Source organism: Actinoplanes sp. CA-051413 (assembly GCF_050955795.1).
Classification (GTDB): domain Bacteria; phylum Actinomycetota; class Actinomycetes; order Mycobacteriales; family Micromonosporaceae; genus Actinoplanes.
In genome coordinates, this window is the sequence record NZ_CP192100.1 from 9,651,428 (window position 1) to 9,677,188 (window position 25,761).

18 protein-coding genes are annotated in these 25,761 nt (G+C 71.6%); 12 read left to right on the top strand and 6 right to left on the bottom strand.

Annotated elements, in window-relative coordinates; all coding sequences use genetic code 11:
• Positions 1 to 9: 9 nt before the first annotated feature.
• A complete protein-coding gene (locus ACQP2Y_RS45555; protein ID WP_433723006.1) occupies positions 10 to 1,149 on the bottom strand; it encodes a hypothetical protein in 1,140 nt (379 codons plus the stop codon).
• Positions 1,150 to 1,251: 102 nt separating this feature from the next.
• Here ACQP2Y_RS45555 and ACQP2Y_RS45560 point away from each other — a divergent pair, with 102 nt between their 5' ends.
• Both ACQP2Y_RS45560 and ACQP2Y_RS45565 read left to right on the top strand, forming a co-directional pair.
• Positions 1,252 to 2,259, top strand: a complete 1,008-nt coding sequence (locus tag ACQP2Y_RS45560) for a prephenate dehydrogenase (protein ID WP_433723008.1) — start codon at positions 1,252 to 1,254, stop codon at positions 2,257 to 2,259.
• 40 nt (positions 2,260 to 2,299) lie between these two features.
• On the top strand, positions 2,300 to 2,872 hold the full coding sequence (locus tag ACQP2Y_RS45565) for a DinB family protein (RefSeq protein WP_433723010.1): 573 nt from the start codon (positions 2,300 to 2,302) through the stop codon (positions 2,870 to 2,872).
• On the opposite strand, the gene mtnA is transcribed toward ACQP2Y_RS45565, so the two are convergent.
• Together mtnA and ACQP2Y_RS45575 are read right to left on the bottom strand one after the other, a co-directional pair.
• Positions 2,869 to 3,831, bottom strand: coding sequence for an S-methyl-5-thioribose-1-phosphate isomerase (gene mtnA, locus ACQP2Y_RS45570; protein ID WP_433723012.1), 963 nt, complete (start codon positions 3,829 to 3,831; stop codon positions 2,869 to 2,871). The genes ACQP2Y_RS45565 and mtnA overlap by 4 nt on opposite strands.
• A gap of 22 nt (positions 3,832 to 3,853) precedes the next feature.
• Positions 3,854 to 5,695, bottom strand: a complete 1,842-nt coding sequence (locus ACQP2Y_RS45575; RefSeq protein WP_433723014.1) for a M48 family metallopeptidase — start codon at positions 5,693 to 5,695, stop codon at positions 3,854 to 3,856.
• A 142-nt stretch (positions 5,696 to 5,837) separates the two neighbouring features.
• Here ACQP2Y_RS45575 and ACQP2Y_RS45580 point away from each other — a divergent pair, with 142 nt between their 5' ends.
• The 9 genes from ACQP2Y_RS45580 (at position 5,838) to ACQP2Y_RS45620 (ending at position 16,356) form a co-directional block, all read left to right on the top strand.
• Complete coding sequence (locus ACQP2Y_RS45580; protein WP_433723016.1) at positions 5,838 to 6,797, top strand: hypothetical protein; 960 nt, start codon at positions 5,838 to 5,840, stop codon at positions 6,795 to 6,797.
• A 16-nt stretch (positions 6,798 to 6,813) separates the two neighbouring features.
• Positions 6,814 to 7,881 carry a PHP domain-containing protein gene (locus ACQP2Y_RS45585; RefSeq protein ID WP_433723018.1) on the top strand — a complete coding sequence of 356 codons (1,068 nt, stop codon included), beginning with the start codon at positions 6,814 to 6,816 and terminating at the stop codon, positions 7,879 to 7,881.
• A 38-nt stretch (positions 7,882 to 7,919) separates the two neighbouring features.
• The gene (locus ACQP2Y_RS45590; protein WP_433723020.1) at positions 7,920 to 9,590 is read left to right on the top strand and encodes a DUF885 domain-containing protein; all 1,671 of its coding nucleotides are present in this window, start codon (positions 7,920 to 7,922) and stop codon (positions 9,588 to 9,590) included.
• Between the two features lie 560 nt (positions 9,591 to 10,150).
• Positions 10,151 to 11,227 (top strand): hypothetical protein, encoded by a 1,077-nt coding sequence (locus ACQP2Y_RS45595; protein ID WP_433723022.1) that lies wholly within the window; start codon positions 10,151 to 10,153, stop codon positions 11,225 to 11,227.
• Positions 11,214 to 13,988, top strand: a complete 2,775-nt coding sequence (locus ACQP2Y_RS45600; protein ID WP_433723024.1) for an ATP-binding protein — start codon at positions 11,214 to 11,216, stop codon at positions 13,986 to 13,988. Before ACQP2Y_RS45595 ends, ACQP2Y_RS45600 begins: the two co-directional genes overlap by 14 nt.
• Positions 13,985 to 14,455, top strand: a complete 471-nt coding sequence (locus ACQP2Y_RS45605; RefSeq protein WP_360546278.1) for a roadblock/LC7 domain-containing protein — start codon at positions 13,985 to 13,987, stop codon at positions 14,453 to 14,455. The genes ACQP2Y_RS45600 and ACQP2Y_RS45605 overlap by 4 nt, the downstream gene beginning before the upstream one ends.
• A complete protein-coding gene (locus ACQP2Y_RS45610) occupies positions 14,452 to 14,922 on the top strand; it encodes a DUF742 domain-containing protein (RefSeq protein WP_433723026.1) in 471 nt (156 codons plus the stop codon). Before ACQP2Y_RS45605 ends, ACQP2Y_RS45610 begins: the two co-directional genes overlap by 4 nt.
• Complete coding sequence (locus tag ACQP2Y_RS45615) at positions 14,900 to 15,529, top strand: GTP-binding protein (protein ID WP_360546282.1); 630 nt, start codon at positions 14,900 to 14,902, stop codon at positions 15,527 to 15,529. Before ACQP2Y_RS45610 ends, ACQP2Y_RS45615 begins: the two co-directional genes overlap by 23 nt.
• Positions 15,530 to 15,636: 107 nt before the next feature.
• The gene (locus tag ACQP2Y_RS45620) at positions 15,637 to 16,356 is read left to right on the top strand and encodes a hypothetical protein (RefSeq protein WP_433723029.1); all 720 of its coding nucleotides are present in this window, start codon (positions 15,637 to 15,639) and stop codon (positions 16,354 to 16,356) included.
• A gap of 11 nt (positions 16,357 to 16,367) precedes the next feature.
• Here the strand turns inward: ACQP2Y_RS45620 and ACQP2Y_RS45625 are convergent, their stop codons facing one another.
• Genes ACQP2Y_RS45625 through ACQP2Y_RS45635 form a run of 3 tightly spaced genes read right to left on the bottom strand, consistent with a single transcriptional unit; the run spans position 16,368 to position 23,911 of the window.
• A complete protein-coding gene (locus tag ACQP2Y_RS45625; RefSeq protein ID WP_433723031.1) occupies positions 16,368 to 21,245 on the bottom strand; it encodes a DNA repair ATPase in 4,878 nt (1,625 codons plus the stop codon).
• A complete protein-coding gene (locus ACQP2Y_RS45630; protein ID WP_433723033.1) occupies positions 21,242 to 23,308 on the bottom strand; it encodes an SPFH domain-containing protein in 2,067 nt (688 codons plus the stop codon). The genes ACQP2Y_RS45625 and ACQP2Y_RS45630 overlap by 4 nt, the downstream gene beginning before the upstream one ends.
• A gap of 27 nt (positions 23,309 to 23,335) precedes the next feature.
• Positions 23,336 to 23,911, bottom strand: a complete 576-nt coding sequence (locus ACQP2Y_RS45635; RefSeq protein WP_433723035.1) for a hypothetical protein — start codon at positions 23,909 to 23,911, stop codon at positions 23,336 to 23,338.
• Positions 23,912 to 24,404: 493 nt separating this feature from the next.
• Between ACQP2Y_RS45635 and ACQP2Y_RS45640 the strand changes: the two genes are divergently transcribed.
• A complete protein-coding gene (locus ACQP2Y_RS45640) occupies positions 24,405 to 25,751 on the top strand; it encodes a glycosyltransferase family 2 protein (protein ID WP_433723037.1) in 1,347 nt (448 codons plus the stop codon).
• Positions 25,752 to 25,761: the final 10 nt, after the last annotated feature.

Here is a 25,761-nt window from a genome sequence, read left to right on the forward strand (position 1 = left end):
AGGATCGGCTCAGCCGAACTGCGCGAAGCGTTTCTGTGACCGCCCGCCGATCGTGGTGAAGGCGCCGCCCACAGCCAGCGCGCCGAGGCCGGGGTGCACGGCCATGGCCAGCACGCCCTCGACGCCGTTCGCGTCGGCGGTCCAGTCGCGCAGGTGCCCGTCGGTGGTGGCCAGGGCTGCGAGCTTGATCCGGTCGTCCGAGCCGTCGAGGCAGGTGCCCTGACTTCCGGTACGCGCGGTCCGGCACGCCCGGTCGAAGTGCCCCCCGACGTAGACGGTGTCGCCGAGCACGCCGATCGCCTGCGCGTTGCCGTCGAAGGTGGCCGTCCAGCGCTTGACCCCGGTGGTGCTGTAGCTGGTGGCCGCGCCGCCCTGGCCGCCGTGCGCGGTGTAGACGCCGGTCGAGGTGACCGCGACGGCGAAGGTGATCACCGGGGGCCTGGGCTTGAAGCCGGTGACGATCGCGGCCGAGGACGGATCCAGGGCCACCAGCCGGTCGTACCCGCTCGTGCCGTTGACCTTGTGGAACTTGCCGCCGGCATAGACCCGGCCGCCGCCGGTCGCCAGCGACTCGACCTGGTCGTCCGCGGTCGGCTTCCACTTGGTGTCCAGAGCCCCGGTGGTCAGGTTGAAGGCGGCCAGCCGGGTGCGGCTCTGCGCGTTGACCTTGGTGATCGAGCCGCCGAGGTAGAGCCGTCCTCCGGTGACGGCCAGCGCGTACGGGCGGCCCTCGATGGTGTGCTTGAAGGTGCCGGCGACCGCGCCGCTGCGCCCGTCGAGCCGGGCCAGGCTGTCGCGTCGCTGGCCGCCGACTGTGCCGAAGTCCCCGCCGACGTACACGGCTGAGCCGCTGGTGGCGATCGCCTTGACCCGGCCGTCCGCGACCGGCGCCCAGGGCAGCAGTTCCCCGGTGACCGCGTTGATCGCGGCGAGCCGGCTGCGCGCGACAGCCTTGCCCTTGACGACGGCGGCGGTGAAGTCGCCCCCGACGTAGACGGTGCTGCCGGAGTACGCGACGGCCAGCACGGTCCCGTTGAAGCTCGGCACGGCGTCCGGTGATTCCGACGGTGCCGCCTGCACCGGGGCGGCGAGCATGGCCATCGTCGCGACCATCACGCCGATAACGGCAACTTTGTCCCTGTACGTCACATGATCACCGTAAGGGCGGTGATCATCCCCAACCAGTGGCGAAACGGACCAAAACCGACACGTCCGTACGGCTGATGCCGATCGTGTGCGAGAGTCTGCCGCGTGAACGTCGCAGTCATCGGCCTCGGTCTCATCGGCGGCTCGCTCCTGCGGGCCCTGGCCGCCCACGGGCACCACGTGGTCGGCTACGACGCCGGCAAGCAGACCCGGGAGGCGGCGCGAGGGCTGGCCAAGGCGGCCGAGCTACCGCCCTCCGCCGATCCGGGCACCCGGACCATCGTCATCAAGGGCGACTGGCAGGTGGCCGAGAGCATCCCGGAGGCCGTCGAGGGCGCCGAGCTCGTCGTACTGGCCGTGCCGCTCCCGGCGCTGCCCGGCGTGCTGACCGACCTGGCCGGCCACCCCGGCCTGATCACCGACGTCACCTCGGTCAAGGATCCCGTGCGCGACCTGCTGCGCGGCCGCCGGTTCGTCGGCGGGCACCCGATGGCCGGCAAGGAATCGTCCGGCTTCCTCGCCTCCGATCCCCACCTGTTCGACGACTGCGCCTGGGTGCTGTGCCTGGAGGAGGACGGCACCGACCTGGCCGACTGGCTGACGCTGGCCCGTCTCTTCACCACGCTGGGCGCCCGCGTCGTTCCCATCACCGCCGCCGAGCACGACCGGGCGGTTGCCGAGATCAGCCACGTGCCGCATCTGCTGGCCGCCGCGCTCAGCACGGTGCTGGCCGGCCATCCGCTGGCCGGCACGCTGGCCGCCGGCTCGTTCCGGGACGGCACCCGGGTGGCCGGCACCCGGCCGGAGCTCATCGCGGCCATGTGCGGCGGCAATGCCCCGGCCGTCCAGGAAGTGCTGGACGGGATCCTCGCCGAGTTGCAGAGCTACAGCCGGGAGCTGGTCGCGCCAGATCCGATCGCGGCCCTCACCGAGCGGCTGCGGGTGCCGAGCGACCTGCGCCGGGCCTGGCCTGCGGCCCCTGGCGAGCCGGCCGAGCTGACAGCCGAGCCGGGCGCGCTGCTCGCGCTGGGCCGGGCCGGGGGCTGGGTCACGGAGGTACGCGATGACAAGGTCTCGACATTGCGGCCAGGAAGTGACCGCAATAGTTCCTAGGCTGAGGCGGTAAGCCGGACAACAGGACAGGAGACAGGTCATGCCTGGTCAGGTCGGTGCCATCGCCAACGAGCAGGAGGGCCTGCTCGCGTACCTCGCCCAGATGCGGTACGTCGTCAAGCTGACCGCGTACGGCCTCAGCCCCGAGCAGTTGCGCGCCACGCCCACGGCCAGCCCGCTCACCGTCGGCGGTCTGATCAAGCACTGCGCGTCCACCGAGGAGGGCTGGATCGACGACGTCCGCCGGGAGCCCCGCGAGCTGGACTACACCGCGTACGAGGAGAACTTCGCGCTCAGCGAGGGCGAGACGATCGACGAGGTCTTCGCCCGGTACGACCGGGTCGCCGCCCGCACCGAGAAGACCGTCGCGGAGATCGGCGATCTCGACCGGGCCGTGCCGGTCGACCACTCCGTGCCGTGGAACCCCAAGGACCTGGACAACTGGTCGGTGCGCTGGGTGCTGCTGCACCTCATCCAGGAGACGGCCCGACACGCGGGGCACGCCGACATCATCCGGGAGTCCGTGGACGGCGGGACCGCGTACCCGATCATGGCCGCCGCCGAGGGGTGGCCGGCGTCGCCCTGGATGAAGCCCTGGCAGCCCGCTTCCTAGGGCCGCTCGCCGCGGTCGAGGCGGATCACCCGGCGGTCCGTCACGATCGCGGTCACCAGGTCGTACGGGGTGACGTCGAAGGCCGGGTTGACCGCGGCCGCATAGTCGGTGACCTCGGCCGCGCCCCGGTCCTCGATCTCCACCGCGGCACCGTCCGGCGTGTCCAGGTCCACTGTCGACTCCGGGGCGACCACGACGAACGGCAGGCCGGCCCGGCGGGCGCCGAGCGCGTGCGCGTAGCTACCCACCTTGTTGATCACGTCGCCGTTGGCGCAGATCCGGTCCGCGCCCAGGATCACCGCGTCGGCCTCGCCGCGGGCCAGCAGGAACGGCCCGGCCGAGTCCACCGCGACGCGGAAGTCGATGCCGGCCTCCCGCAGCTCCCACGCGGTCAACCGGGCCCCCTGCAACAGCGGCCGGGTCTCACTGGCGATGACCCCGGCCAGCGCGCCCCGGCGATGCAGCTCGGTCACGACCCCGAGAGCGGTGCCGCCGGTCACCGCGGCCAGCCCACCGGTGTTGCAGTGGGTCAGCAGCCGCGGCCGCGCACCGCACAGCTCCACCATCAGGTCGGCGCCGAGCGCGGCCATCGCGGCCGAGGCGGCGATCTCCTCGTCGCGCACCGCGCACGCCTCGGCCAGCACGGCCTGCGGCCCGGCGGCGAGCAACGCCGCTGCCCGCCGGGCCCCGCGGCCGAGGTTCACGGCAGTCGGCCGGGCATGCTCCACCAGCTGTACGGCGTCAGCCCGCGCCCGCTCGTCCCCGGCGAACTGCCGGGCCGCCAGCGCCACCCCGAAAGCCCCGGCCACCCCCAGCGCCGGCGCCCCGCGCACCGCCAGCGACCGGATCGCCGCGACCAGCTCGGCGACCGTGGTGAGCCGCAGCACGCGCACCTCACCCGGCAGCGCCGTCTGGTCGATGATCTCGATGGCGTCGTCCACCCAGTCGATCGTCCGCATGGGCGGAGCCTAACCAACCGGCTCAGACCACCGAGCGGTCCGCGATCCGGTCCAGCACGCCGAGCAGGGCGTCCCGGCTCTCGCCGAGCTGCTCACCGGTCCAGCGCTCCTCGACGGTGACCGTCACGCCGGCGTGCGTGCGCAGCTCCGCCTTCACCGGGGTGCGCTTGGTGATGGTGGCCGCGACGATCTCCTCGTACGGCAGGAACCGGAAGCGGGTCGCGAGCTCCTCCACCGGCCCGGACGTCAGCAGGGCACGCAGCCGGTCCTTGCCGTTGTCGGTCGACTTGGGCGCGGGCACCAGAACCAGGCCCCGGTCCAGCAGCACCAGATCGGTGTGCAGGCCGTCGACCTTGAGGTTGGCCATCGCACCGATGATGTCGGAGCCGCTCGCGGTGGCCCGGCGCTCGACGATCGCCGCCGCCTCGACCCGGATCCCGGCCTCGGCCAGCCGGGCCCGGGCCTCCTCCAGCGTGGCCGGCGAGACGGCCAGCTTCGCGATCTCCTCGTAGTCCAGCTCGGCGCCGTGCGCGTCGACCAGCGTGACCGGCTCGGTCCACGAGTGCCGCCAGTACGCCGTGCCGGAACGGACCGCCGCCAGCGTGAACAGCATGTCCATCGCGCCGACGAACTTGCCCGCCGCCTCCTTGCGGGTGGCGTTCGGGTAGAACTCCTCGGCCAGCTCGCCCAGCCGGCCGGCCGCCACCAGATCGAAGAGGGTGCCCAGTCCCGGGTCCTCGGTGCCGGTGAGCCGGCCCAGCGAGCGGAACACCCGGTCCGCCTTGCGCTGCAGGCCCGCGGTGGTCGCGGCCGCGGTGAACTGCGGCCAGGGCAGCACCTGGCGGCTGCCGATGTCGACGACCTCACGCTGCAGGGCGATGCCGGCGGTGGTGATCGAGGGCACCAGCATCGCGGCGGGCCGGCCGTCCACCGGGTGCGCGACCTGCGGCGCGGTCCGCATGAGGGCGATCCGCTCGGCCTGCGACGGGTGCGTGTCCCAGCGGGACCGGTGCTGCTCGGGCTGGTCGTCGCGCAGCTTGGCGAGCTCCTCGTGCCGGGCCGCGACGAGCCGGCCGAAACCGCCGAAGAAGTCGTCCGGCGCGAAGCCGGCCTCCCAGCCCTGGTTGATGTACCGGTCGAAGTAGAAACCCCAGGCCGCGTCGATCACCGGCAGCTCCCGCAGCGCGGCGACGGCCACGTCGGGACCGGCGACCCGCACCGAGGCCCGGTCGGCGTCGAGCTCCTGGCGGCGCGAGACGGCGTTGTCGACCAGCAGATAGAGCCGGGCGTAACCGCGGAAGGTCCAGCCCACCGGGTTCCACGGGCCGATCCGGCCGATGGTGTGCCCGATCGCGAGCCTTCCCCGGTACGCGACCGCGCCCAGCCGGGTGTGCTTGCCGGAGTAGTGGCCCAGCTCGTGCGCGACGACCGAGCGCAGCTGGTCGACGTTCATCGCCTGCAGCAGCGGCATGCCCAGGTACAGCCGGCGCCGGCCACCGATCAGGCCGAGCAACTTGGTGTCCTCGCTGACCGCGGCGTTGACCTCGGGCACCAGCCGGATCTCGTCGGGCGTACGGGTGCCGACCTCGTTGGCCAGGTGGTGCACCAGGGCCCAGAGCTCGGGTGCTTCGTGCGGCGCGACGATCAGGCCGTGCAGCGGCTCCGGCTGGGTCCGGATCGCCCGCCACAGCCCGACGACGGTGGCGCCCACCGCGAAGAGCAGCGGCAGGCCGAGTTTGATGCCCACGCCGGCGTTGCCGACGGTCGAGATCCACACCACCAACGCCAGCACGGCGACGAGCTGGAGCAGGGCGACGACATAAAAACCGAGCAGCATGAAGACGGACGCGGCGGCGCGCAGCATGGTGTTTCCTCCCCGTGGCACCGCCCGTCTGCTCCGGACGGCGCAGGGACGATACCGACCTCGATCTTCGCCCGGCAACCCCCTTCCGGGCCGGTCCGCGCGCGTCTACCATCCCGTCCGGAGCCGAGGAGGACTCATCGCCATGTGGCCGTTCAAGCGCGCCGGCAGGTCGGCTGCCGTCATCGACCCCTGTCTCGGTGACGGGACCGCCCGGCGGCTCGACGAGGCGGCCGGCCGCGGCGACTGGTCCACCGTCTCCGCCGTGCTGACCCCCGTCGTGGATCAGGACCTGCGCGCCTTCTACGTCGGGGTGCTGGCCGACCGCAGTGGGCCGCAGCCGTGGATCGGCAAGTGGCTCGCCGCCGAGCCGGAGTCCGCACTGCCGCACCTGGTCAAGGGCGCGCACGCCGTCCAGTGGGCGTGGGAGGCGCGCGGCAGCGGCACGGCGAGCACGGTCTCCGAGGAGCAGTTCGCCGCGTTCTTCCACCGTCTCAAGATCGCCGAGGACAGCCTGGACGAGGCGGTGAGCCGCGACCCGGCGGACGCCACCGCCTGGGCTGAGCTGATCACCACGGCGCTGGGCCGCCAGCTCGGGCTCGACGAGGCGGAACGGCGTTTCAAGGAGGTCGTCGCCCGGCACCGCTGGCACCGGGCCGCACACGCCCGGATGCTCCAGCAGAAGTGCGCCAAGTGGGGCGGCAGCGACGAACTGGCGCTGACGTTCGCCCGCGACACCATCGACCTGATGCCGGCCGGCTGCTCACTCGGCTCGATGGTGGCGGTGGCGCACTTCGAGGCGGCCCTGCAGGCCGACGGCAGCACCGAGGACTACCTGTCCCGGCCGGAGGTGCGCGCGGAGGTGCACGCGGCCGCGGACAAGTCCGTCCGGCACCCCGACTTCCGCCGCATCCCCGGGCACCAGACCGCCGACGGCTGGTTCGCCCTGGTCTTCCACCTAGCGGGCGACCACGCGGCGGCGGCCGAGCGTTTCGACGCCATCGGCGACCTGCCGACCGAGCTGCCGTGGGGCTACTACCGCGACGCCGGAAGGGCCTACGCGCGCTACCGCGCCAAGGCATACCGAGCAGCCGGCCGCTCCTGAGACCTAGTCTGGCGCCATGGCATCTCGTGATCCAGTCGCTGACCTGCGGCGTATCGCCTTCCTGCTGGAACGGGCGAACGAGGCGACGTACCGGGTGAAGGCCTTCCGGTCCGCGGCCGCGACGGTCGCCGCCCTGCCCGCCGCTGAGCTCGCCGAGCGGGTGGCCGCCGGCACGCTGTCAAAGCTGTCCGGCGTCGGCGACGTCACCGCCCGGTGTGTCGCCGAGTCGCTGAACGGCGAGGAGCCGGCCTACCTGCGGCGGCTGGCGGCCACCGAGGGCACGGATCTGCAGGGCGCCGCGGCGGCGCTGCGCGAGGCGTTGCGCGGGGACTGCCACGCCCATTCGGACTGGTCCGACGGTGGCTCGCCGATCGAGGAGATGGCCCTGGCCGCGGTCGAGCTCGGCCACGAGTATCTGGTCCTCACCGACCACTCACCCCGGTTGACCGTGGCCAACGGTTTGACCGCCGCGCGGTTGCGGCGCCAGCTCGACCACGTGGCCAAGCTGAACGACGCGCTGCCCGACGGCTTCCGGATCCTCACCGGCATCGAGGTGGACATCCTGGCCGACGGCTCGCTGGACCAGGAGGACGAGCTGCTGGCCCGCCTGGACGTGGTGGTCGGTTCGGTGCACAGCAACCTGCGCGACGACTCGGCGAAGATGACCCGCCGGATGCTGGCGGCGATCGAGAACCCGCACCTGGACATCCTGGGCCACCTGACCGGCCGCAAGGTGGCTGCGGCCGGCGCCGGCGACAAGGGGCACCGGGCCGGGCGGACCCGCCCGCCGAGCGACTTCGACGTCAAGAAGGTGCTGGCCGCGTGCGTCGAGCACGGCAAGGCGGTGGAGATCAACTCGCGGCCGGACCGGCTCGACCCGCCCAAGCGGATGCTGACCGTGGCGGTCGAGGCGGGCTGCCTGTTCAGCATCGACACCGACGCGCACGCGCCCGGCCAGCTCGACTGGCAACGGTACGGCTGTGAGCGCGCGGCGCTGTGCGGCGTACCGGTGGACCGGGTGGTGAATTCGTGGCCGGCCGACCGCCTGCTGGAGTGGACCGCCGGCCACTCCGGCGGTAATTAGGGGACGCACCGCGCCGGTGGCTCCCGTAGGGTCGGCGCGTGGGACAGATTGATGACCTCGCCAACAACTACGTCGACGATTGGGCTCTGCTCAACCCGACCGGCGCGACCTTCATCGGCGTGGCCGGCCACGACGCCGAGCTCGACGATCTCTCGCCGGACGGGTTCGCGGCCCAGGCCGAGCTGACCCGGAGCACGCTGGCCCGGCTGGACCCGCTGGAGCCGGCGACCGAGTCCGAGCACGTGGCCAAGGACGCGATGCAGGAGCGCCTGGGTCTCGAGCTGGCCCGCTACGACGCCGGCGACATAGCCAGCGACCTCAACGTCATCTCCAGTCCGTTGCACGGGCTGCGGATGGTGTTCGACCTGATGCCGACCCAGAGCGAGGAGGCGCTGGCGAACATCTCGGCCCGGCTCGCGAGCTTCCCCCGGGCGCTGGAGCAGTACAAGCGGACCCTGCTCGAGGAGGCCGCGCGTGGCAACGTCAGCGCGCGGGTGCAGATGGTCGAGGTCGCCGAGCAGTGCGACGCCTGGACAGATCCCTCGCGGGACAACTTCTTCCACCGGCTGGCCGACGGGCTCGGCGCCGACGGCACCCTCGGGGCGGAGCTGCAGCGCAATGCCGCGGCCGCCACCGCCGCCACGGCCGGTTTCGGGGAGTTCCTGCGCAGCGAGCTCGCCCCGCACGGCCGGGACAAGGAGGCGGCCGGGCCGGAGCGCTACGCCCGCGCGTCGCAGTACTTCCTGGGTGCGCGGGTGGACCAGGAGGAGACGTACGCCTGGGGCTTCGAGGAGCTGGCCCGGCTGGAACGCGAGATGCGCGTGGTCGCGGCGGAGATCGCCGGCCCCGGCGCGAGCGTCGACGAGGCGGTGGCGGTGCTGGACGCCGATCCGGCCCGGCGCATCCCCGGCAAGGAGGCCTTCCGCGACTGGATGCAGGCGCTGGCCGACAAGGCGGTGTCGGCGCTCGACGGCACCCACTTCGACATTCCCGAGCCGGTCCGGGCCATCGAGTGCTGCCTGGCCCCGACCAGCGACGGCGGCATCTACTACACCGGGCCCAGCGAGGACTTCAGCCGGCCCGGGCGGATGTGGTGGGCCGTGCCGGAAGGCATGACCGAGTTCTCCACCTGGCGGGAGGTGACCACCGTCTACCACGAGGGCGTGCCGGGTCATCACCTCCAGATCGGCCAGACGATCTACCGCGCCGAGCTGCTCAACCGCTGGCAGCGGCTGCTCTGCTTCTGCTCCGGGCACGCCGAGGGCTGGGCCCTGTACGCCGAGCGCCTGATGGACGACCTCGGTTACCTGGCCGACCCGGGCGACCGGCTGGGCATGCTCGACGGTCAGGCGCTGCGGGCCAGCCGGGTGATCGTGGACATCGGCATGCACCTGGAGCTGGAGATCCCGCGCGACAACCCGTTCGGCTTCCACCCCGGTGAGCGCTGGACGCCCGAGCTGGGCTGGGAGTTCCTGCGGGCGCACACCCGGATGAACGAGGAGGTGCTGCGCTTCGAGTGGAAGCGGTACCTGGGCTGGCCGGGGCAGGCGCCGTCGTACAAGGTCGGCGAGCGGATCTGGTTGCAGGCCCGCGAGGACGCGAAGGCCCGGAAGGGTGCCGACTTCGACCTCAAGGTGTTCCACCGGCAGGCGCTCGATCTCGGCGCTCTGGGGCTGGATCCGCTCCGGAAGGCGCTGGCCCGCCTCTGACCGCTTGATCCACACCAGCCAGAACGGCCCGCCCGGCCTTCCGCCGGGCGGGCTTTCTCATGAAATCGTCCGCATCGCGAGACGGACACTGTGTCCGTCTCACTACTCTGCGTGTCATTTTAGCGCTACGTAAGGTGTTCGTTACCGAACGGAGACAATGCGGGACGGTGCCACCGGCTTCCATTGTGGAACGCTTTCCTTGCTACCCAGCAAGCGCCGAACGAGCCTACGAAGTTCGTTCGCCGCGCTGCGAACGGCAACCCCCGAGCATTGTTTTCTATCCGTCCCGGTGCTGGCAGAGGCCAGTTTCCGCCCTGCGGTACAACCACCGCGCCCCCGAGGCGTATCCCCCGATCAGCCGAGCCAACTCTGACCCTTGGAAAGGGGTCGCATGATTATTTCTCGGATAGATTGACCCGGATCGGTGCGCCCGCTTGGCTACGGAGGGTAGCCGCCAAACGGTCTATCGCGGATGCATGGCGGAGGAATTGGCAATGTCAGTCTCGGTGGACAACCGGCGAACCCGTACGCGCTCAGCGCTCGCGGCTGTTTTGACGGTCTTGATTCTTGTCCCGGCGGCGATCCTGTTCGCCAGCGTGTGGGGCACCATCTCCGACAAGCGCGACGACACGCGGCTGGAGAAGCAGGGCGTGGAGTACATCTCCGCCCTCGCTCCCCTGGTGAGCTCACTCGCCGAGGCGCAGTCCTCGGCCCTGGCCGGCGTCACGGCCGCCCCCGGCTCGCTGAGCGCCGCGGTCAACGGCGTCGCGGCGGTGGACCAGCGCCTGGGTGACGAGCTGAGCACCCGGGACCGCTGGACCGGCCTCAAGCAGAAGATCGACCAGCTCGGCAAGGTCACCGGCGGCCCGGTCGCGGTGTTCCAGGCGCACGTCGAGGTCACCGACCTCACCCTGGAGCTCTACGACACCGTGCGGGACAACGCCGAGCTGGCCCGGGACCCGGACAACGACATCTCGCACCTGCAGGAGGCCGTCGCGGTCGACCTGCCGGAATCCGTCGTGCAGGTCAGCCGGATGGGAGACCTCAGCCAGCTGGTCGCCCGGGCCGACGACAAGGCCCGCGCGCAGATCGCTCCCCAGTTCGGCGCGGCCGTGCAGGCCGTGGACTCCTCGGTCAACGAGCTCACCGACAACCTGCAGGCCGCGGTCGACGACACCAGCAGCGTCTCGCTGAGCGGCAACCTGGTCAACGGGCTGGACTCGTTCCGGCGCGGGGTGGAGTCGCTGACCCGCGGCGCCAACCCGGGCGGCGCCCCGAACGCGGCCACCATGGCGACCGCGCAGAGCCAGCTGCAGACCTCGCTGGCCAACCTCTCCGGCATCGTGACCCGGGAGATGACCGCCCTGCTCGACGACCGGCTGGACAGCCTCGACAACGACATGATCGTGGCGCTGGCCTCGGCCGCCGCCGCCGTCCTGCTGGTCGCCGCGGCCATGATGGTGCCGCTCACCGGCAGGGGCCAGCGGCTCTTCCCGGCAGCCCCCGAAGCGGGTCCCCGCGACCTGAACGTGGGCCCGACCGGACCGGAGACCGACCGCACCGAAGCCGGGCACCGCGCACCGGCGTACGGCGAGGTCAACCCCACACGGCGGGAGCGATCCGGTGCTCTTCGGTAAGCTCCGCATCCTCGGCAAGCTGACGTTGCTGGTCCTGGTCCCGCTCCTCGGGGTCGTCCTGCTCGCACTGCCGATCGTCGCCAACCGCATCGACGTGGCCGGCAAGGCCCAGGACACCGCCGACACGGTTCTGCTCGCCACCCGGGTCGGCTCGGCCGTCCAGGAGCTGTCCGAGGAGCGCCTGCTCTCGGTCGGCTTCCTGTTCGGCCTGGTCGGCCAGCCACAGCTGGTGGTGCAGAGCGCCGAGTCGACCGACCGCATCCTCGCCCTCAAGCGTCTCGACCAGCCGCTCACCCCGCAGCTCACCCGGGCCGTGGACGCGATCAAGCGGCTCGAGGGCACCCGGGCCAACATCCTGAACCGGACCATCCGCCCGGACCAGATCTCGGCCGAGTTCACCGCGGTGATCACCCCGATCCTGGACGGGCTCGACCTGCAGCGCGCGGCCGACCTCACGACCGCCACCGGCCGCCAGGTGTTCGCGCTGGACCAGGCGCTGCGCAGTGACGACCTGATCAGCCAGGCGTCCAGCCAGCTGACCGCGGCCGTGGCGACCCAGAACGCCGGACTGACCAACCTGTTCTCGTCCACCCTGCTGCAGCTGCAGTTCATCATCGGTGGCGCGCAGGCGTACTTCACGCCCGACCAGTACAAGCTGTACACGGGGGCCCAGCAGGCGTTCTCGGCCCGCGTGGGTGACCAGTTCTTCGCCCGCGCGGCCACCGACCCCGCCTCGGCGGTCAAGCTGCTCAAGCCCGACACGCTGTACCCGTCGCTGCTGTCCGTCATCGTGCTCGGCGGCTTCGTGGAGAAGCGGATCGCCGCCGACGTGGACGCCGCCGTGGCCGACGACCGCGAGAAAGCCCTGCGCACAGCCGCCCTGGTCGGCGGTGGCGCGGTGCTCCTGCTGCTCATCGTCATCGCGCTGTCGCTGCTGATGGCCCGCGCGGTCGCCCGGCCGCTGCGCCGCCTGACCGGCTCCGCCGAGCGCATCGCCCGCGCCGCCGAGGCCGAGCTCGAGCGGGTCGCCGACGACGACGCCGAAGTGGCCCGGCCGATCCGGCTCGACGCCGTCGACGTGCAGGCCCAGGACGAGATCGGTGACCTGGCCCGGGCCTTCGACCGGGTGCAGAACACCGCCGCCCGGCTGGTGGAACGGCAGGTGCTGGGCCGTCGCAACGTCGCCCAGATGTTCGGTCACGTCGGTCGCCGTACCCAGAACCTGGTCGGCCGCCAGCTCGCCCTGATCGACAACCTGGAACGCCGGGAGACCGACAGCGACCGCCTGCGCGAGCTGTACCGGCTCGACCACATGTCCAGCCGCCTCCGCCGGAACGCGAGCAGCCTGGTCGTGCTCTCCGGTGCCGTCGGCGCGAACGACCACATGGCCCCGCTGTCCCTGTCCGACGTCGTGCGGCTCGCCCTCGGTGAGATCGAGGACTACACCCGCGTGGACGTCGAGGTGCCGGAGGAGATCGTGGTCGTGCCGGCCGTACTGGCCGACCTGACCCTGCTGCTCGCCGAGCTGATGGAGAACGCGACGTCGTTCTCGCCCCCGCACACCCGGGTCACCGTCACCGCGGCGGAGCTGCGCGGCGGTGCCCGCCTGGCGATCGTCGACCACGGCCTGGGCCTGGCGGCGGAGCGCCTCGCCGAGGAGAACGCCCGGCTGACCCGCCGTGAGCGGCTCGACCTGGCGCCCAGTGAGGTGCTCGGCCTGTTCGTGGTCGGCCGCCTCGCCCGGCGGCACGGCATCGAGGTCACCCTCACCGACACGCCCGAGGGCGGCGTCACCGCGTGGGTCGACCTCGGCCCGGCCCACCTCGTGGCTCCCCGCGAGGCCATGCCGCCGATGCAGCCGATCCAGGCCACCGTGCCCAGCCACCACACCGAGTTCGCGCCGCTGATCGCGGGCACGTCGGGCCGGTCGGTGCCGGGCAGCGCCCAGCCGTTCGACCCGAACGTGCTGCACCGCGCGACCAAGACGCTGGAGGCGGGCCGCTCCTGGAACGCCTTCGCCCCGGTCCGCGCCGGTGCCCCGGCGCTGGAGGCGGCCCCTATCGGCTACGCCGAGCAGCAGGCCCACCAGCCGGCGTACGAGGTGCCGGGTGGTTACGACGCCGGCACGCCGGTGGCCGGCCGCTTCCCCGCGACCGCCCCGGAACTGCCGTCGGCCGGCCGGTACGCCGAGCCGGAGGTCGTGGAGGGACCGATCGTCATGTCGGCGCCGTCCGACGCGATCCAGCTCCCGCGCCAGCGCACCGAGGCGGAGTCGTACCACCGCCCCGAGCCGAACAGGTTCGAGCAGCCGGCTCAGCCCGTACCCCCGGTGCCGCAGCAGCGCACGAGCCCGGAGGCGCGCAACGGCGCCCCCGTCACCCCGCTGCGCCGCCGCGTGCCCGGCAACCAGCTGCCGGTGGAGTCCGGGCCGAAGCTGCCGGTCACCCCGCCGACCTCGGACGACGCCCTCGCGGCCCGCGAGGCGTTCGAGGCCTTCGAGGCCGGCGTCTCCCGCGCCCAGTGGGACGTCATCGAGCAGGACATGTCCTCCCCGCCGGCCGCCGGCCACCCGCCGCTGAGCCGCCGGGTGCCGGGCGCGACGCTGCCGGTGGGTGACCCGCCGATGAACCCGGTGCCGGCCGCCTCGCCGGCCCAGCCGCTCGACCCGGACGCCGCGCGCGCACAGATGGAACAGTTCGAGTACGGCGTCGCTCGCGCACTGAACGAAACCCAGCCACAACCAGAGGGACAACCGCGATGACTTCCCCCTACTCCACCGAAACCGGCAACGGTCGCGACTACGCGCAATCCCAGCTCAGTGCCGAGGCGAAGACCTTCAACTGGCTGCTGGACTCGTTCACGTCCGGCACCGCGGGAGTCGTCGAAGCGATCGCCGTCTCGTCCGACGGCCTGCTGATGGCCATGTCCGCGATCAAGGACCGGCCCAACGCCGAGCGCCTCGCGGCGGTCGTGTCCGGCCTGACCAGCCTGGCCGGCGGCGCCGCGAGCTGGTACGCGCTGGGCAGCCTCAACCGGGTCATCATCGACATGGCCGACGGCTACCTGCTGGTCACCGCGATCAGCGCCGGCTCGGTGCTGGGCGTCATCGCGGACCGCACCGCCAACCTGGGCACGCTGGCGTACGAGATGACGTTGTTCGCCACCCGGGCCGGCGGCGCACTCAGCCCGCGGCTCATCGCTGAATTGAAAAACGCCGTCCAGCAATGAGACACCCGGCCGACCCCGACGACCCGGAACACCCGGCGGCGCCAGGTGTCCGGCCGTATCTGCGCAACACGGGCACCGGCGCGCGGTACCAACCGGCACCGCCGTCGGCGTCCCCTTCCGGGCCCCCACCCGGCGAGCAGACCACGTCGCTGCGTCCGTTCGTCCTCACCTCCGGACGCGTCGACGGGCTCGACCCCAACATCGGGCTGGAGACCCAGGTCAGCTCGCACCCGGGCGCGCTGTCCGCGCGTCTGTCGCCCGAGCAGCGGGCGATCGTGCACCTCTGCGGCGAGCCGCTGTCGGTAGCGGAGATCTCCGCCCGGCTCCGGATGCACCTCGGCGTCACCCGGATTCTCGTCGGCGACCTGAGGGCCGCCGGACACCTTGACGTTCACGTGTTGGAGAACGACTTCCCCGACCCCGAGACCATCATGCGAGTGATCCGTGGACTTCGATCCATATCCTGACCGCCGCGTCGTCGGCACGGCACGGGTGCCCAACGGGCCCCAGCGGACCGCACCCCCGGTGCCGGTCAAAATCATCGTGGCCGGCGGCTTCGGCGTGGGCAAGACGACCACCGTGGGGGCCATCTCCGAGATCTCGCCGCTGACCACCGAGGCGGAGATGACCATGGAGGGGGTCGGCGTGGACGACCCGGGCCAGGCGTCCGGCAAGACCACCACGACCATCGCCATGGACTTCGGCTGTGTGACCATCGACCAGACGCTGAAGCTGTATCTTTTCGGCACGCCGGGCCAGACCCGCTTCGCGTTCATGTGGGACGACCTCGTCCGCGGCGCCCTGGGCGCGCTCGTCGTGGTCGATACGACCCGGATCGATGACTGTTATCCCGCGGTGGACTATTTCGAGCGGGCCGGGCTGCCGTTCGTGGTCGGCGTCAACACCTTCAACGGGCAGCTCGGCTACAACCTGGACGAGGTCCGCTGGGCCCTCGCCGTCCGCGATGACGTGCCGATCGTCCAGTTCGATGCCCGTTTCCGGGGGTCGGTGCGGGATGCTCTGCTGGTGGTCCTGGACCAGGCTCTCGACAAGGCCATGAAGATGCGGTCGTAAGGTGGCGGGGCTCACTGTGCGCCGGGTCGCTTCGTAGCCGGTTCCCAAACCGCCCCCGGAACGGGCACAGTATTACGGGCGACTGCAGGTGACGGGAGGACGGTGACGTGCGAGGCGGACTGGACGACGCGCTCGACAAGCTGGCGCGCCGGGACGAGCTGCGCCGCCGTGCCGCGGCGGAGGCCAACGGCACCCCGCCGGCGGTGACGGAGCTGGTCGAGGCGATCGCCGCTGTCGTCGGCCGCAACCCCGAACTCGGCGTGACCGTCGGCGTCGAGGGCGCGGGCGACCCGGTGCTGCTGCACTTCGCGGTCGAGGACGGCATCGTGCAGGTCAGCGCGGACAACACGGTCGCCGACCGGGTGGCCGAGGCCGCCCCGACATCACCCCGGCACGCCGACTTCGACATCGACCTGGACGAGCCGGAGGCGTACACCCCGCCGCAGGGCTACCGCTTCGAGCAGCCCGCGGAGAACGGCCAGGAGACCCGCCGCCTGCACTATCAGGAGCCGATCGACCAGGACCGGTACGCGGAGCCGGCGCCCCACCGCGCGGAGCAGTTCCAGCCGCACCCGTTCGCTGCGACGCCACCGCCGGAGGTGCCGCTGCAGACGACCCGGCGCATCCACGCCGAGCAGCACCGGGCCCCGGAGGAGCCGAGCGCGGCCCAGCGTCTGGCCGGCCAGCAGGACCAGCAGCGCGGTATGCCGACGCCACTCCCGGAGCCGATCCCGCTGCGGGTCGAGCCCGAGGAGACGGAGATCGCGGCGAAGCGGCTGGCCGCCCTGCTCCGCGACAACCCGACCCTGCTCCGCTCCCAGGACTGACGCCCCGCGCCTCAGCTCGGCTCCGCCAGGCGGCCGATGGCTTTCTCGACGCCGCCGACGCGGTCGGCCAGCAGGCCCACCGCGCCCACCGCGCGGCTCATCGGGTCGTCCCCGTCGCCGCCCAGCGCCTGCTCGCGCAGGAAGGCCTCCTTCACCTCGGCCCACCGCTTCTCCTGCTCGGCGGTCAGCCGCCCCCGCAGCTCGGCCAGCTTCAGCAAGTTCGCCTCGGCGCCGGTCGTCAGTGTCTGCGCCTCGCCGCGGTAGTGGTCGTCGATCACCAGCTCCAGCTCGACCTCGTTCATCACCGGGACGATCCGTTCGGCCAGCTTGTTCATGTTGCGGTACGAGCCCTGCAGCTTGAACGGCGGCTCGGTGCGCGCCGCGTCGGACTGTCCGGCCGAGGCGATGTACGCCTGGTTGTTGCGCAGCACCACCCGTTGCACCCGGCGCATCTTGCGCAGCACCGACAGCACCTGTTCGAGCTCGGTCGCCGAGTACGCGTAACTGAGCCGGTCGGGCCGTACCGAGTCGTCGCCTTCGGCCAGCCGGACCAGCAGGGGCAGGTCCGCGCGGTCGCGGCTGGACAGCGGCGCCAGCACCTGGTTCGAGGTCAGGGCGTTCTCCAGGTACGACATCTCGAAGACGTCGTCGCGGCCGGCCAGGACGTCGCCGAGGTTCCACACGTCGGCCCGGTTGGCCAGCATGTCCGGGATCCGGAAGCGCTGCCCGCTCTCCGTGTACGGGTTACCGGCCATGCACACCGCGAACCGCTTGCCCCGCATGTCGTACGTGCGGGTCTTTCCTTCCCAGACGCCTTCCATCCGGCGCTGCGCGTCACAGAGCGAGATGAACTTCTGCAGCAGTTCCGGTGAGGTGTGCTGGATGTCGTCCAGGTAGAGCAGGACGTTGTTGCCCATCTCCAACGCGAAGGAGATCTTTTCGACCTCCTGGCGGGCCGTCGCGTTCGGGGCCTCGGCCGGGTCCAGCGAGGTGACGTCGTGGCCCAGGGCCGGCCCGTTGACCTTGACGAAGACCAGACCGAGGCGGTTGGCCACGTATTCCATCAGGGTCGTCTTGCCGTAGCCGGGCGGGGAGATGAGCAGCAGCAGGCCGGACTGGTCGGTGCGTTTGGCGTCGCCGGCCGCGCCGAGCTGGCGGGCCAGGTTGTCGCCGATCAGCGGCAGGTAGACCTCGTCGAGCAGCCGGTTGCGCACGAAGGCGGTCATCACGCCGGGCTTGAACTCGTCGAGGCGCAGGCGGTCGCGTTCGGCGGCGGCCAGGGCGGTCCGCTGCTTCTGGTACGCCCGGTACGCCGGCACCGCCGTGGCCCGGAATTCGCGGGTGCGGGTCAGCACCTCGTCGAGCCGCAAAGTGATCTTGCCGTCGATGATCCGGGGGTGGTTGCCGAGCAGCCCGCCGACGGTCTCGGTCAGCGCCGCCGCGGAGTCGTACCGGGTCAGCGCGGTCCCGGTCAGTTCCAGCGCCACCGCCTCGGCGAGGTCGTCGGCCGACCCGGCGTCCGGCTGCGCGGCCAGGAAAGCGGTCAGCCAGGTGGTGACGAGCTGCTGCCGCGCCGCGAGATCATCCGCGAGCGCCCGCAGGTCGTCCGCGTAGTCGCGGGGTGCCGTCGCCGGACCGCTGCCCAGCGCCCGGTGGAAGCGTTCGACCAGGGTGCGTGCCCCGGCGCTGGTGACGAACCCGGCCGGGGTGCTCGCCAGCTCCTCCACGAGATACTCGCCGACCAGCGGCTCCGCGCTGAGCTCGGCGCACAGCTCGGGCAGGGCGGAACCGGCCGAGCCGAACATGTCCCGGGCGCGGACCAGCGAGGACGCCCGCCGCGCCCAGTTTGCCTTGTCGCCCTCCCCGAACGCCCAGAGAAGCTGAGCAGCTGCGCGTACCGGGCCGGGGAAACGCAGCAGGCCGGCCGCGGCGTGCAGCCGGACCAGCGTCTCCAGGATCAGGGCCGCGTCGGCGTCGTGGACACCGCGCTCGTAGCCCTCGTCGTAGCGGGCCTCGGCGGCCCGGCGCACGACGGTCAGCAGGGTGCCGTCGGCGGCGGCCGCGGTGACGCCCGCGGGATCGGCGGCGAGCAGAGCGGCGGCGAGGTGCTCACTGCGGTAGACCGCGGTGGTCTCCGAGACCACCGTCTGGTTCCAGAACGCCCGGGTGGCCACGAAGGAGGCGTCCCGGACCGGCGCCCGGTAGTCCGTGCCGGTGACGGCGAACGCCAGCTCGTCGCCGTCGGGCACCAGCGTCAGGTCGATGGCCTGGGTGTTCACCGCGAACGTGTGCCGGCCCAGGCGGATGGTGTTGCCGTCCGCGCCGTACAGGTCGAGGCGGTCCCGCAGGGCCCGGCCGGCCTCCTGCCGGGCGGCCTTGACCCGCCCGTCCAGCTCCTCGGCCCGGACGGTGTCGCCGAGGGTACGCAGCTCGCCCGCGACCGAGCGCAGCTTGCCGACCATCGGATCGGTGGCGAAGTAAGTGTTGACCTCGTCGAGGGTGCCCAGCGCGGCGACCCGGCGCTGCACGCTGGCCAGGGTGCGCTGGGCGGAGTCGACCAGCCGGTCGGCGCGCCGCGCCCGGTCGTCGAGCAGCGACTGCCGGCGGGCGGCGAACGCCTCGTAGACCTCGGAGCGCTTGGCGCTGAGCTGGTCCACGAAGTCGTCGAAGTCGCCGAACCGCGACTCCAGCGCCTCCACCTGGAGCATCAGCTTGGCGACCTGCTCGTCGCTGCGTTCCGGGGTGTCCGCGGCGGCCAGCCCGGCCGTGACCGACTGGCCCAGCAGGGTGAACTCCGCCGCGAACGCGGCCCGGCCCTCGACCGCGGCCAGCTCGCGCCGGCGGGCGTCCAGAGTGGCGCGGGCCCGGTTGACGCCGCCGAGCACCTCGCCGATGCGTTCCAGGATGGCCACCCGCACGGTGGCATCGGCGATGTCCAGGCCGCCGACCACCTCGGTGACGACCTGGAGGCCGTCGGCCTGCTCGGTGAGCCGCTCGCCGACGGGTGCGGCCTCGGCCACGGTGGCGATCCCGGCGGCGTCGGTGACGAGCTGCTCGACCGACTGCTGGTAGCCGGCAAAGGCGTCCGCGCGCTGGAGGAACTCGACCGCGCGGCGGGCGGTGGAATCCACCTCGGCGGCCAGGTCGTGCTCGAGGGAGTCGAGCCGGGCCAGGTCGACGTAGCGCAGCTCGCGCAGGGTCACGATCCGGCCCTGGGCCTGGCGCAGCGACGCGAGCTGCCGGATCCAGGCGTCCGTCGTGGTGGGCACCTCACCCCGGGCCCGGCGGATCAGCGAGGTGGTCGCGGCGGCGGCCTCCTCGACCGCGGTGGCGGCCTGGGTGGTCAGCTCCTGGACCGACTCGTACTCGTCGAGGACCTGCTCGGCGGTGGCGCGGACCTCCGACAGCGGGGTGCGCAGGTCGCCCAGCTCGCGCTCGCCGAGCCAGTGGTAGTGGTCGAAGAGCCGGCCGCACGCGGCGATGATGGCCTCGAAGACCGCGCCGGAGGGGGTCATCTCGTCGACCATCCGGGCCACCGACAGGGTGTCGGCGATGCCGCGCACCAGGTCGGCGTTGCCCACCCGGTCCAGCGGCCCGGTGCCGACCGGCTGCGCCGCGGCGTACGTGTCCGAGACGTACGGCGTCTGCCACACCTGCATCGGGTGCACCCGGGTCGGCTCGTCGGTGACGTGCCGGAACGCGATGAGCGTGCCGTCGTCGAACAGCGAATACCCGTGGCAGGTGATCGGGGTGGCGACCTCCTTGCGGATCACGTTGTACGGCAGCAGCAGATACCGCCCCGAGGCCCGCGCGTGGAAGACGTAGAGCACGTCCTCGCCGTTGACCGAGCGGACCACCCGCTCGAACTCCAGGTCGGTGACGTCCGCGTCGAACGTCTTGGCCAGTCCGGTGGCCAGGTAGTAGCCGCCCGGGAAGATGATGCCCTGGTCCTCGGGCAGCCGCTGGCAGGCCTGGCCGATCCCGTCCAGGCGCCGCACGTCCCGGGTACGGGTGTTGAAGATCAGGTAGCGCTGGGTGGTCTCCTTGTACGGCAGCACCCGCAGCAGGATCAACGGCCCGATCCGGGCGTACGCGATCTCCGCGTCGGCCAGGCTCTGCAGCGGCTCGTCGACCGGCTCGGAGAAGATGCCCTCGCCGTCCTCGGTGTTGTTCTCCACCTTGACGGTCAGGGTGCCGCCGACCGTCTCCACGAAGACCTCGTCCTCGATGGACACGTGCGGGTGCCGGCCCAGGACGTGCTGCTCGCGGGTGGTCGGCGTCCACTCGAAGTCGTGCGACGGCGGGAAGACGTGGTCGCGTTCGCCGCGGTTGTCCACGTACGCCACCGAGCCGTCGACGCCGACCTTCCAGCGCAGCACCTTCAGGTCGTCCGCTCGCGCCCCGGTCTGGAAGACCGCCAGCAGCAGGCCCTCCAGCCGGCGCAGCTGCAGCAGGTGGGTCTCGCGGTAGTACCGGTAGAGCTCGGCGAAGTCGCGCTGGAAGACCGGGTCGTCGAGCAGGCCGGCCAGCTTGGTGCCCGGGTCGAAGCGGAACGCCTCGCCGTCGCGGCTGAAGCCGTGCACCGAGAAGACGTCGTCGATCGACGTCTCGGTCTTGAGCCCGATGAACACGTTGTAGCCGAACAGCATCGCGCCGCCGACCTGCACGACGTCCCGGGGCACGCAGTTGTTGGCCGTACGGATGCGCTCGGTGCCGAGCAGCCGCATCTGCTGCCCGCCGAACGTCTCCACCCGGCGGGCGTTGAGCGCCTCGGCCCGCGTGGCCAGCTCCTTGGCCTGGCCACTGAGCCGGGCGCGCAGCACCTCGTAGGTGCCGGCATCCAGTGCCGCGGCCTCGGTGGCCGCGGCACTCACGGGCGCGGTCGTCACTGCTGGGCCACCACCGTGCCGTTGGCCGGGGTCGCGGTCAGGGACGAGACCCTGGTGTCGGCGACGCCCAGCTTCTTGGCCGCGGCGAGCAGCTCACGCAGCTTGCCCGAGTCCTCGCCACCGTTCTTGATCTGCTGGGTGAGGAAGGCGGCCAGCGTCAGGTTGGCCACGTCACCGGTGGAGACCGAGCCGAGCAGCCGGCTCAGGTCGTCGGTGATGCTGGCCGAACCGTCGAGGTAACGCGAGCCGAGGCCCTGTGCCACATTCGAGTGCTCGACGAAGCCGTCCAGGCTCTTGCCCATCGTGATCGAGCCGAGCAGCTTGTCGAAGAAGACCGAGTCGCCGCCGACGATGTCGATGTTCGCCTTTTCCAGGCCGGCTGCCACGACCATCGCCTGCGACTCGGCGATCTCCTTGTGCACGTTGATGCCGGCGAGCCGGATCTCCTTCTCCATCTCCAGGCGCAGCCGGTATTCCTCGTGCTCGCGGGTGGCGTCGTCCAGCGCGCCCATCGCGGCGGCCTTCTCGGTCAGGCCCTCGGCCTCGCCCTTCAGCTTCTCGCGGATCGCCTCGGCGGCGACCAGCGCCTTCTCCCGCTCGACGATGGCCTCGGCGCGGCCGGTGAGCTCGGTGACCTCGGCGTTGGCCCGGCCGGTCTTCTCGATGACCTCGGCGTTGCGCTCGCGCACCTGCACGTCGGCCAGCCCGGCGGCGGCCGCCTCGGCCTGCGTGCCCTCGGCCAGCCGGATCTTGGCCCGGGCGTCCAGCTCGGCGGTCTGCTGACGGGCCTCGGCCAGCAGCAGCTCCTCGCGGGCCTTGAACCGGGCCGCGGTCTCGGCCGCCTCGGCCGCCTTGATGTCCTTGACCAGCGCCTCCTGGGCCTCGGCCTCGGCGTTGATGATCACGGCCTGGCGGGTGCGCTCGGCTTCCTCGACGACGCGCAGGCGCTTGATGTTCTCCTCCTGCTCGGCGACCGTCTTCTCCACCGCGATGCGCTCGCGGATCACCTCGGCGATGGCCCGCTTCTCGCCCTCGACCTCCTTGTCCTTGGAGATCGTGGACAGCTCGGTCTCGCGTTCGCGGCCGATGACCTCGAGCATCCGGTCCTTCTCGATGCGCTCGGTCTCGATGGCGATGACCCGCTCGCGGTTCTTCTCGGCGACCGCGATCTCCCGGTCCTTGTTCTGCTTCTGCACGCCGAGCTGCTGCTCGGTGCGCAGGTGGGCGCCCTCGGCGCGGAGCCGCTCCTCGGCCTGGGCGAGCTGGATCTCCGCCGTCTCGCGGGCCCGGATGGTCTCGATCTCCCGGTTCTGCTTGATCTCCGCGTCCGCCTGCCGGCGCTCCAGCTCGAGGATCGCCTCCCGGGCGTCCACGTTCTGCCGGGTGATCTCCTTCTCCTCGTTGCGCCGGAAGTCGTTGGTGCGGACCGCCTCGATCGCGGTCAGCTCGGTGATCTTCCGGATGCCCTGGGCGTCGAGGATGTTCTTCGGGTCGAGCGAGTGCATCGGGGTCTGCTCGAGGAAGTCGATGGCCGCGTCCTCGAGGCTGTAGCCGTTGAGGTCGGTGCCGATCACCTCGATGATCTGGTCCCGGAACTCGTTGCGCTTGGTGTAGAGGTCGACGAAGTCCAGCTGCTTGCCGACCGTCTTGAGCGCCTCGGAGAACTTGGCGTTGAACAGCTCCTGCAGCGTCTGCTCGCTGCTGGCCCGGGTGGTGCCGATCGCCTGGGCGACCTTGATGACGTCCTCGGTGGTCTTGTTGACCCGGACGAAGAACGTGATCCGGATGTCCGCCCGGATGTTGTCCCGGCAGATCAGGCCCTCCCGGCCGGTCCGGGAGATCTCGATGGTCTTCACCGAGATGTCCATCGTCTCGGCCTTGTGCAGCACGGGCAGCACGACCGCGCCGGTGAAGGTGACGTCGACCCGGCGCACCTTCGACACGATGAGCGCCTTGCCCTGCTCCACCTTGCGGAACATGCGGCTGAGGAAGAAGACGACGCCGAGCACGATGAGCAGCACGACGGCGATGAGCACACCGAGACCGGTGGAAATCACGTCCATCATTGATCCTTCTTGCCGAGGGGCTGACTAGAGAGCTACGTCTGCGGGGACGATCCAGAAGAACTCGCCGTCCGCGTCGAAGTCGTAGAGCACGGCGACCGTGCCGGCCCGGAGATCGTCGTTGCCGGCCTGACGGACCTGCACCACCGCCGACGAGCCGTCGGGTGAGTGCACCTCCGCCTGGCCGAAGGTGGTGGTGACCCGCCCGGTGCGCACGATGCAGGTCATCCCGACGAAGTCGGCCCGCGACGGTTCGGCGCCGGACGGCAGGAATCGCCGCAGCAGCAGCACGGCCAGGCGGGCCACCACCCACGCGACCACGAGGGCGCCGGCCAGGACCAGTCCGGCCGGGATCGCGCCGAGCAGCTCGCCGCCGGCCAGCGCGGCGAACCAGGCGACCGCGACGAGCAGCGAGAGCACCACCGAGGCGGGCACTCCGCCGAAGCCGAGGAAGCCGAGGAAGCCACCGCCGGTGTCGCCGCCGTCGCCGTCGGGGTCCGCGCCGCCGACGATGACGACGAGCCAGTAGCCGATGACGACGACCAGGAGCGGGGTCAGGATGACGGCGGGGAAGCTGAGTGCAGCCTCGAAGAACCCGCCCATGCCTACGCCCCGTTTCCCCGTGTGCCGACCGCGATCGGCCGCCCGGAAAGGTGGGCGGCCCGTGTTCCTGCGGTGATGTCGATGATCGCAGGAGCCGTCAACGTGTGTTGTCCCCGAACCGACCAGTTCGCGGTGTCTCTTCAGTCGGAAGACCGACGGTTCCTCACTGAGCGTGATCCGATGGCCTCCCTGGGCGACACGCTCCGGCGAAACGCTCGGCAGCACTGTACGTAACCGGATCTTCGCTGCGACACCCCTCCCATCCCGCTTTGTCAGTCGGTGTCCTCACGCGGGGTGACGCGGCTTTTCGGGGCCTTCGCGATGATTCAGCGTGTCTGGGATGTCTGTCATGGGCCAAAAGGTCAGTTAGGCCCGGCGGTCCGGTCGCCGCCCTTGTGTCACGCTGGGTAGCGTCCTAATGTCCTGATACGTCCAAGAGCGCGGCCCTGAAACATCGGCCGACAACACGGACAGCGACGAAGGGAGGCGAGTGATGACGGCAGCGGACAGCTGGTACCTGGTGATCGTCGGATACGCGATCATGCTGGCCTGGCCGGTCTCCACGCTCGCCCTGGTGAGCTTCGCGGTGCGCTACGCCGCGTCGCACCGCACCACCACCGTCAGCCGCTCGCTGGCCCACGGCGACGGCACCCCGCAGCACTTCTGGATCATCGTGCCGGCGCTCAACGAAGAGGTCGTCGTCGGCAACACCGTCAACGCCGCCCTCGGCCTCAGCGGACCCGGCGGCACGCTGGCCCGGGTGCTCGTGGTGGACGACGGCTCCGACGACCGCACCCCCGAGGTCCTCGCCGCCATCGACCACCCGCGGCTGCGGGTGCTCCGGCGGGAGCTGCCGGAGGCCCGCAAGGGCAAGGGTGAGGCTCTCAACGCCGCGTACCGCTACATCGCCGAACGCACCGCCGAGGAAGGCGTCGACCCCGAGAAGGTCGTCATCGGCATCATCGACGGTGACGGGCAGGGCAGCCGCAACATCCTGCTCGAGGTGTCGCGGATGATGCGGGACACGACGATCGGCGCCGTGCAGGTGCAGGTCCGCATCCGCAACCGCAACAAGCTGCTAGGCGCGGTGCAGGACCTGGAGTTCGGCGCGATCGTCAACGCCTGCCAGAGCCTGCGGGACACCATCGACACCGTCGGCCTCGGCGGCAACGGGCAGTTCACCCGGCTGTCCGCGCTGCTCGCCCTGGGCGACGCGCCCTGGTCCGCGTGCCTGGTCGAGGACCTCGAACTGGGCCTGCGGATGCACCTCGACGGGGTCGGCATCCGCTACACCCCCCGCGCCTCGGTCACCCAGCAGGCCGTCGTCGACCTGCGCCGGCTCACCCGCCAGCGCACCCGCTGGGCCCAGGGCAACATCCAGTGCGTCCGGTACCTGCGCCGGCTGATGAACTCGAAGCGGATCAGCACCACCTCGCTGCTCGAGGTCATGCACTACCTGATCTCCCCGTGGATCAACGCGGTGGTCACCGTCGTGCTGCTCGGCGCGGTCACGATCGCCACGGTGGGCCTGCTGATCGGCCACCCGGTGCCCTACCTGCACAGCTGGGGGGCGCTCGGCGGAAGCGGCGCGACATGGTTCGCCGTCACGTTCTTCCCCGGCTTCGTCTGGGCGCTGGTGCACCGCTACCGGCTGCGCGACGAGACCCTGCGCCGGCTGCTGATCGCCGCGGCCGCGTACCCGATCTTCCTGCTCCTCGGTCTGGTCGCCACCTACCGCGCCATCGGCCGGCAGGCCACCGGCCGGCAGGCCTGGGCCAAGACCGAACGGCTCGCCGAGGAGCCGCTGCCGAACCACCTGCAAGTCGCACTCGCCGCCTGAAGGTCTCCCC